Origin of the sequence: uncultured Neisseria sp. (genome assembly GCF_951230505.1) — a bacterium.
Classification (GTDB): Bacteria; Pseudomonadota; Gammaproteobacteria; order Burkholderiales; family Neisseriaceae; genus Neisseria.
Genome location: NZ_CATNVN010000081.1, coordinates 1 through 8,138 on the forward strand (window position 1 = coordinate 1; position 8,138 = coordinate 8,138).

7 protein-coding genes are annotated in these 8,138 nt (G+C 48.8%); 3 read left to right on the forward strand and 4 right to left on the reverse strand.

Annotated elements, in window-relative coordinates:
• The first annotated feature begins 261 nt into the window (after positions 1 to 261).
• Positions 262 to 1,602, forward strand: a complete 1,341-nt coding sequence (locus Q1M25_RS06310; RefSeq protein WP_300483033.1) for a DUF2868 domain-containing protein — start codon at positions 262 to 264, stop codon at positions 1,600 to 1,602.
• A gap of 72 nt (positions 1,603 to 1,674) precedes the next feature.
• Here Q1M25_RS06310 and Q1M25_RS06315 read toward each other — a convergent pair whose 3' ends face one another.
• From Q1M25_RS06315 to grpE, 3 genes are all read right to left on the reverse strand, one after another.
• A complete protein-coding gene (locus Q1M25_RS06315; protein ID WP_204789061.1) occupies positions 1,675 to 1,893 on the reverse strand; it encodes a hypothetical protein in 219 nt (72 codons plus the stop codon).
• 267 nt (positions 1,894 to 2,160) lie between these two features.
• Positions 2,161 to 4,089, reverse strand: a complete 1,929-nt coding sequence (dnaK, locus tag Q1M25_RS06320; RefSeq protein WP_300483038.1) for a molecular chaperone DnaK — start codon at positions 4,087 to 4,089, stop codon at positions 2,161 to 2,163.
• Positions 4,090 to 4,393: 304 nt separating this feature from the next.
• A complete protein-coding gene (grpE, locus tag Q1M25_RS06325) occupies positions 4,394 to 4,954 on the reverse strand; it encodes a nucleotide exchange factor GrpE (RefSeq protein ID WP_300483041.1) in 561 nt (186 codons plus the stop codon).
• 150 nt (positions 4,955 to 5,104) lie between these two features.
• Here grpE and cysE point away from each other — a divergent pair, with 150 nt between their 5' ends.
• Positions 5,105 to 5,923, forward strand: coding sequence for a serine O-acetyltransferase (cysE, locus tag Q1M25_RS06330; RefSeq protein ID WP_004520667.1), 819 nt, complete (start codon positions 5,105 to 5,107; stop codon positions 5,921 to 5,923).
• 73 nt (positions 5,924 to 5,996) lie between these two features.
• Here the strand turns inward: cysE and Q1M25_RS06335 are convergent, their stop codons facing one another.
• The gene (locus Q1M25_RS06335) at positions 5,997 to 6,587 is read right to left on the reverse strand and encodes a tyrosine-protein phosphatase (RefSeq protein ID WP_188208615.1); all 591 of its coding nucleotides are present in this window, start codon (positions 6,585 to 6,587) and stop codon (positions 5,997 to 5,999) included.
• A 125-nt stretch (positions 6,588 to 6,712) separates the two neighbouring features.
• Here Q1M25_RS06335 and mnmC point away from each other — a divergent pair.
• The coding region (gene mnmC / locus Q1M25_RS06340; RefSeq protein WP_300483049.1) for an FAD-dependent 5-carboxymethylaminomethyl-2-thiouridine(34) oxidoreductase MnmC at positions 6,713 to 8,138 on the forward strand (1,426 nt) is incomplete at its 3' end.

The window sequence follows — 8,138 nt, forward strand, 5'->3', positions numbered from 1 at the left end:
AAATGTGGGAATATTTGTGGGTATATTTAGATTGCTTTATTATTTTTATAATATAAAACAATGAATTATGCCTTTAGTTTGTGTCCCTCCGTCCACCACACTCAAAATGAGCAGCTTTCGGGCTGCTTTTTTTACATCTATTCCACTATATACCCTATTCAAAATCAAAACTGCTTTTAATTTTTTGACCTTTGCAAAAAAAGGGTTTATTTGGGGGTATAACAGACGTTTCCATTTTATCTTTCAGACGGCCTATCATTTATGTTGAATCTATCGCAAAAACTTGTCGAATTGGTCCGTATCCTTGAAGAACGTGCCTATATTTTTCCGGGAGATCCTGTTCAGGCGACGGAAGCGTTGCGACATATTGATGGCGGCAATGAGGAAAAACTGATACGCCGCGCTCAAATTATTGACCGCGACCAGCATTTGAAATATGTGCTGCAACAGGTGGAGACAGGCTCGTTTTGGCTTTGGATTGTTGCGGCGACGTTGTTGTTTACGTTCGGTTTTTCCAGCACTTATCTGTTGATGGACAATCAGGGGCTGAACTTTTTTCTGGTATTGGCCGGGATTTTGGGCATGAATACGGTCATGCTGCTGGTGTGGTTGGCGACTTTATTCCTGCGTTTGAAAAATGTGCACTTTATCAGCAGTCCGACAACTTGGTTCCGAGGTAAAGACCCGGTCAATCAGGCAATTTTGCGGCTTTATGTGGACGAATGGCGCAAACCGCAAACGCGTTGGCTGATTGGTGCAACCTCACACAGTCTGTGGCTTTGTACGCTGTCGGGGATGTTGGTTTCTGTTTTGCTGCTGCTTTTGGTGCGGCAATATACGTTCAACTGGGAAAGTACGCTTTTAAGCAATACGGCATTGGTGAAAACGGTTGAGGCTTTGTCATGGCTGCCGGAACGTTTGGGCTTTCCTGTTCCCGACAGTCAGGCTGTGATTGCAGGCCGTCTGAACAATCATATCGAAGATGCACGCGCGTGGGCGGGCTTACTCATCGGCAACATTATCTGCTATGGCATTCTGCCGCGCTTGATTGCTTGGCTGGCTTGCAAGATTACTTTAAAAACCCTTCGCGAACGTTTGGATTTGAATCAGCCCTACTATCAAAACATCCTCCGCGCATGGCAAACGAAGATTGTCGATGCCGATGACTTTCAGGAAAATATCGTTCCCGTTTCATCTAAAATTACGCTGAACAATGCGCCTAAATGGGCTGTTACACTGGAAACGGAATGGCCTGAGCCGCTTTGGTTTTCCGGCGTTTTGGCGCAAGAGTGGATAGACAAAGGCGTAATCGCCGGCAGAAAAGATTTGGAACAATTAGAAGCTGAATTGAAACAAACTCCGGCGCAACTTCTCATCGGAGTACGCACGCAAACTGTTCCCGATCGCGGCATTTTGCGTCAAATCAGCCGCTTGGCTGAAGCTACGGACGGCGGCGTTATCATTCAGCTTTTGAATCAAGACAGTTTCTCTGAAGATTTGGATACCAAACTGGATTATTGGCGCGATGCGCTGGCAGAAAGAAACATTGCCTGGCTGGAGCCGACCCGTTTGGCACAAGAAAAACGGCAAAGCGCTATTTGACAGATAAACCAAGGCTGTCTGAAACCTGATGTTTGGGTTTCAGACGGCCTTATTTATTGTTGAGGATTCATCTTAATGAGGTTCATGGCGATGCTCTTGATGATGTTTGGGCTTGGCTGCGTGGTGTTTGGCTTTAGGTGCAGGTTTTTTCATTTTTTGCGGTTTGGCTTTTTTGTGCATACGCTCTTGTTTCGGATGCATGTCGTGCTTGCCATGCGCAGAAGCGACTGGAGCCAAGACCAAACCGGCAGCGGCAACCATCAAAGAGGTCATTTGAATCAGTTTTTTCATATTTATCTTCCTTCAAGAGGTTGATTTGAGGTAAAAATAAGCATTTATTCGCACTCAAGCGATGGACAAATATTAATGGCTTTGACTGTCAGCTGCTGTCTGCATTCGACGAAATCTGTTCAAAATTCAGCAATAGAAGTATGGCAACGCGATGATGTAGCAAGGTTTTGAAAGTTTACCGTCAACTTTGACAAAGCGTCTTTACACATTCCCCAAACAACAAAAAGCGCGAACCTTTCGATTCGCGCTTTTTTCAGACGGCATCAATTATTTTTTGTCGTCTTTTACTTCTTCAAAGTCGGCATCTACAACGTCGTCGTCTTTCTTAGCAGAAGACTCGGCTTGTGCGCCCTCGCCTGCTTGTGCTTCGGCTTGCGCTTGAGCGTAAACCATTTCGCCCAGTTTTTGGCTGGCTGTACCCAAAGCTTCGGCTTTGGCGTCGATGGCGGCTTTGTCGTCGCCTTTAACTGCTTCTTCAGCTTCTTTCAACGCAGCTTCGATTTTTTCTTTCTCGGCAGCGTCGAGTTTGTCGCCGTAGTCGGCCAAAGATTTTTTCACGGAGTGAATCAGAGCTTCGGCTTGGTTGCGTGAAGCGACCAATTCAGTCAGTTTTTTATCTTCTTCAGCGTTGGCTTCGGCGTCTTTCACCATGCGTTCGATTTCTTCTTCGCTCAAACCTGAAGAACCTTGGATGGTGATGTTGGCGGCTTTGCCGGTGCCTTTGTCTTTGGCAGAAACGTGCAAGATACCGTTGGCGTCGATGTCGAAAGTAACTTCAATTTGAGGCATACCGCGTGGTGCAGGTGCGATGTCGGTCAAGTTGAACTGACCCAAAGACTTGTTGGCAGAAGCGCGTTCGCGTTCGCCTTGCAGCACATGGATGGTTACCGCGCTTTGGTTGTCTTCGGCAGTAGAGAACACTTGAGACGCTTTGGTCGGAATAGTAGTGTTCTTTTGAATCAGCTTGGTCATCACGCCGCCCATGGTTTCGATACCCAAAGACAGAGGGGTTACGTCCAGCAGCAATACGTCGCTGCGGCCGCCGCTCAATACTTCGCCTTGAATCGCTGCACCTACGGCAACAGCTTCGTCAGGGTTCACGTCTTTGCGAGGCTCTTTGCCGAAGAAGTCTCGAACGGCTTCTTGTACTTTCGGCATACGGGACTGACCGCCGACCAAAATCACATCGTCGATGTCGCTGGTGCTCAAGCCGGCATCTTTCAATGCGATTTTGCAAGGCTCGATAGAACGTTGGATCAAATCTTCAACCAGGCTTTCGAATTTGGCACGGGTAATTTTCATGGCCAAGTGTTTAGGACCGGTTGCATCCATAGTGATGTATGGCAGGTTGATTTCAGTTTGCTGACCGCTGGACAATTCGATTTTGGCTTTTTCAGCAGCTTCTTTCAGACGTTGCAGAGCCATTACGTCTTGTTTCAAATCAATGCCTTGTTCTTTTTTGAACTCGTCAATGATGTAGTCGATCAAGCGTTGGTCGAAGTCTTCACCGCCCAAGAAAGTATCGCCGTTGGTAGCTAATACTTCGAATTGTTTGTCGCCGTCGAGGTTGGCGATTTCGATGATGGAAATATCGAAAGTACCGCCACCCAAGTCATATACGGCTACTTTGCGGTCTTTGTTGTCGCCTTTGTCCATACCGAATGCCAAAGCGGCAGCGGTCGGCTCGTTGATGATACGTTTTACTTCCAAACCTGCGATGCGGCCTGCGTCTTTGGTGGCTTGACGTTGGCTGTCGTTGAAGTAGGCCGGAACGGTAATCACGGCTTCAGTGACTTTCTCGCCCAAGTAAGCTTCAGCGGCTTCTTTCATTTTACGCAAAACTTCTGCGGAAATTTGAGGAGGAGACAGCTCTTTGCCTTGTGCTTTCACCCATGCATCGCCGTTGTTGGCTTTGATAATTTCGAAAGGCATAGATTCGATGTCGCGTTGAACTTCTTTGTCTTCAAATTTGTGGCCGATCAAACGTTTGGCGGCGTAAATAGTGTTTTTAGCGTTGGTTACCGCTTGGCGTTTGGCAGGCGCGCCAACGAGGATTTCGCCGCCGTCCAAATAAGCGATAACGGAAGGAGTGGTGCGTGCACCTTCTGCATTTTCGATCACTTTGGTTTGACCATTTTCAGAAATGGCCAAACAAGAGTTGGTTGTACCTAAGTCAATACCGATTACTTTTGCCATATTATGTTGCTCCTAATAAATAAACTTTTCTAAATTAATATTCCTGTGGAACATTTCGTTCCGATGGCTTGTAAATAAGGTTGCTTCATTTTTTTTCAAGGCTTAATTTGATTTTTTTTTGAAATTAAATTCAAGTACTTGATTTATTTATCCACAAGCTGTTTATTCTTTTTTCAGACGGCCGGTTTTAATTTTCCGATTCCGGTTTATCGGAATGATTTTCCAATAGCGGAACATCAGGCTTTGAAACCGGATAAGGCCGTCTGAAGATTTTATGCTTGATAAACTTTATCAAGCGGTGCCTTCAACCTTCTTTTTTCGCCACGACAACCATCGCAGGACGCAGCACGCGGTCGGATAATGTGTAGCCTTTTTTCATTACGCTGACGATGGTATTCGGCTCTTGCTCGCTGACGACTGCCTGCATCGCTTGATGTTGGTGCGGATCGAGTTTGTCACCCGGCTGTGGGTTGATTTCTTTAATGTGTGTGGCATCAAATGCTTTTTGCAGCTCATTCAAAGTCATTTGCACGCCCATTTTCAGGGCATCGAAATTACCGCTTTGGTCGAGCAGCGCCATTTCAAGATAGTCCTTGACAGGCAGCATTTCGGCCGCAAATTTTTGTCCGGCGAATTTATGGGTATCGGCAATTTCTTGCTGATGGCGGCGGCGCAGGTTTTGCTCGTTTGCCAAACCGCGCAACTCGCTGTCTTTGAGTTGGCCTTCCAACTCGGTGACACGCGCCTGAAGCTCTTCGTAAGTCGGTTCTGCTTGTTCGGTTTCAACGGTTTCGGCAGTTTCTACGGCTGCCGCTTCTTCTGCTTCGTGTTGATGTTGTTCGTTATGCTCCGTCATTTCTGACATCCTTTTAGCGTGTTGATATTCGATGTTTCATATATAAGGCCGTCTGAAAAAACTTCAAGCATTTGAATACCGATTATCAAATACCTTGTTAAAAGACGTTGGAAAACGGTAAGATAGCCATCTGATTTTATTCTTCAGACGGCCTCAAATATGAAAAAAGACCATTTGAATTCAACCGATTTTAATCTGTGGCACACCATCCGCGAAGAAACCGAAGCTGCCGCCGCGGCCGAACCGATGCTGGCAAGCTTCCTGCATCAAACCGTGTTACGCCACGATTCGCTCGATTCGGTACTTGCCTACCATCTTTCCAGCAAACTCGGCAGCCCGATTATGGACGTGCGCGCGCTGTTTGAAATTTATCAGCAGGCTTTGAGCGTGGACACCCGTATCAGCAAATGTGTCGAGGCCGACTTGAAAGCTATTTACGAGCGCGACCCGGCTTGTGATGAATATTCACTGCCGCTGTTGTATTTCAAAGGCTTCCACGCCGTACAGGCGCACCGTATCAACCACTGGCTCTATCAAAACGGCCGTAAAACGCTGGCGTATTTCCTGCAAAACCGCATGTCGGAAGTCTTCGGTGTCGATATTCACCCTGCCGCCCGTTTCGGTCACGGCCTGATGCTCGACCATGCCACCGGTTTTGTGGCCGGCGAAACCGCCGTCTTGGGCAACAACATTTCCATCCTCCACGGCGTAACGCTGGGCGGTTCGGGCAAAGAAAGCGGCGACCGTCACCCGAAAATCGGCAATGGCGTGATGATTGGTGCGAACGCTTCGATTCTGGGCAACATCCGCATCGGCGAAAATGCCAAAATCGGCGCAGGCAGCGTGGTGGTTGCCGACGTACCGTCTTCGATTACCGTTGTCGGCGTACCGGCCAAACCGGTCGGCCGCTCTTCCAAAACTCCGTCTGCCGATATGGATCAAAGCATTCAATTATCGACTACGGATTTTGTGATTTAAACCGTCTGTCATTAAAAAGGCCGTCTGAAAGATTTGTTCTTTCAGACGGCCTTTTATCATTTAAATCCTAGTGTTAACCGCGTTTGCGCAAGGCTTCCAAATGCGTTTTAACCTGCTTGACTTTCTCTTCGGTAAACAGCTTGGCAATGTTTTTCCAAATGCTGTGATAACCGTAAGGACCATGTTGCATTTCGGCTTTTGCTTCTTCCACCGGCCAGCCTTGATAGATGATGCGGTACATTCCGGCAATCAAACCAGTGCGGTCCGCGCCGTGATAACAATGGATAAGTACCGCGCCATTTTGCTGTTGTTTTTCAATCAGGTATAGGATTTCCGCAATCTCTTTCGGCTTAATGCTCCATGACAGCAACGGACGGTTTAGCAAGGTTAAACCATACGCCTTCAAATGGTCGTCATCGTTGCGGTCGAAAAAGCGCAAGTTGATCACGCTTTGAATGCCCAGTTTGACGATGGCTTCCCCATCTTCGGCAACAGGCTGCTCGCTGCGGTAAAGCTTGTCGTCGATACGATAAAGGTTGGCATCGTGTTTGACGGGCGTTGCCCAACGTGCGGACTGAACGGCTTTGTTGCCGTTATCCGGCGGCGCGGACGAACAAGCGATGGGCAAGCCGGAAGCGAGAAGGCACAATAAAAGACGGCGCATAAAATTCCTGTATGAAAATCAATTGAAAATCAAAATATCATGCGATTCTATCAAAACCCGTTCGGATATTCTATCCGCGCAAACCGCGTTACAATAAAGCCTCTTTTTTCAGACGGCCTTTCATCATGACCTGCCTTGCTTGGAACACCACGCCTTCCCTTGCTGCCCTTTGCCACGCTATCGAACAACATACCGCGCCGCTTTATTTGATTGTCTGTCTGCCTGAAAACCATATTCCCGATTTTCCATTATCGAATCAGCCATCCGAGCTTGAAGGCCGTCTGAATAACCGCCTCGTTCAAGCCATGAAATGTCTTCAATTCAACAGCGTCAATATTTTGGAAAACCTATTGCCTGATGTGCATCTCTGGCTGGTTCCTCCACACCGTGCCGACTGCTTACACGAACATTTCCATCATATCGAATGGCAAACCGAAGCCATACCCCAAGTACGCCCCTCTCCTCTGAAACCTTGGTTCAGACGGCCTGAACATCAAGCCGCGCCCGAACACGTCCTGATTATCGGCGCAGGCATTGCCGGCGCAGCGACCGCGCACAAACTGGCTGAACACGGCGTACGCGTTACGGTTTTGGAGGCAGGCAAAGCGGCGCAGGCAGGCAGCGGCAACCGCCAAGGCTTGCTCTACGCCAAAATCTCGCCACACGATACCGAACAAACCGAGCTGCTGCTGACAGGCTACGGCTACACGCGCCGATTGTTGGAAGACTTGCTACCCGACTCCGACGTATGGGGCGGCGACGGCGTATTGCATTTGAATTTTGACGACAGCGAACGCAAACGCAATCAGGCCTTGGGTTTGCAACACCAGCATAAACACCTTTACCACAGCGTATCTGCCGAAGAGGCTGCGCACATTGCAGGCATAGACGTATTTTCAGACGGCCTTTACTGGCCGCAAGGCGTATGGCTGAATCCGCCCACTGTCGTGCATGCCTTATTGAATCATCCGCTAATTGAGTTGCACGAACACTCGCCGCTGACCGCCGTATCGCATGACGGCACACAATGGATGGCACACACACCGGATGCTCATTTCAACGCCAGCCATATCGTTTACTGCATGGGCGCGCACAGCCCGACTGCCGCCGACACCAACGTCTCCGCCCTGCCTTTCCGCCAAATCCGCGGCCAAACCGGCGTTGTGTCCTCAAGCCCGTTTTCACAAAAGCTGCGTTGCGCCATTTCCGGCGAAAGCTACATCAGTCCGAGCTGGCAAGGCCGCCACTGCTACGGCGCGACATTTATCCTCAACAGCAACGATGAAACTTGGTATCCAAACGAAGAAGTCGACAACCGTGCCGCCCTTCAACAACTCAATCCGCCATTGGCACAATCCCTGTTTGATCAAAATTCGTTTTCAGACGGCCTTCACGATACACAAGGCCATGCCGCCCTGCGTTGCGACAGCCTCGACCACTTGCCCGTTGTCGGCGCACTCGGCGACATCGCCGCCATGCAGTCCGCCTACGCCAAGCTGGCATTGGACAAAAACTACCGCCTCGACAATATCCCCTGCCCTTACCTGCCCA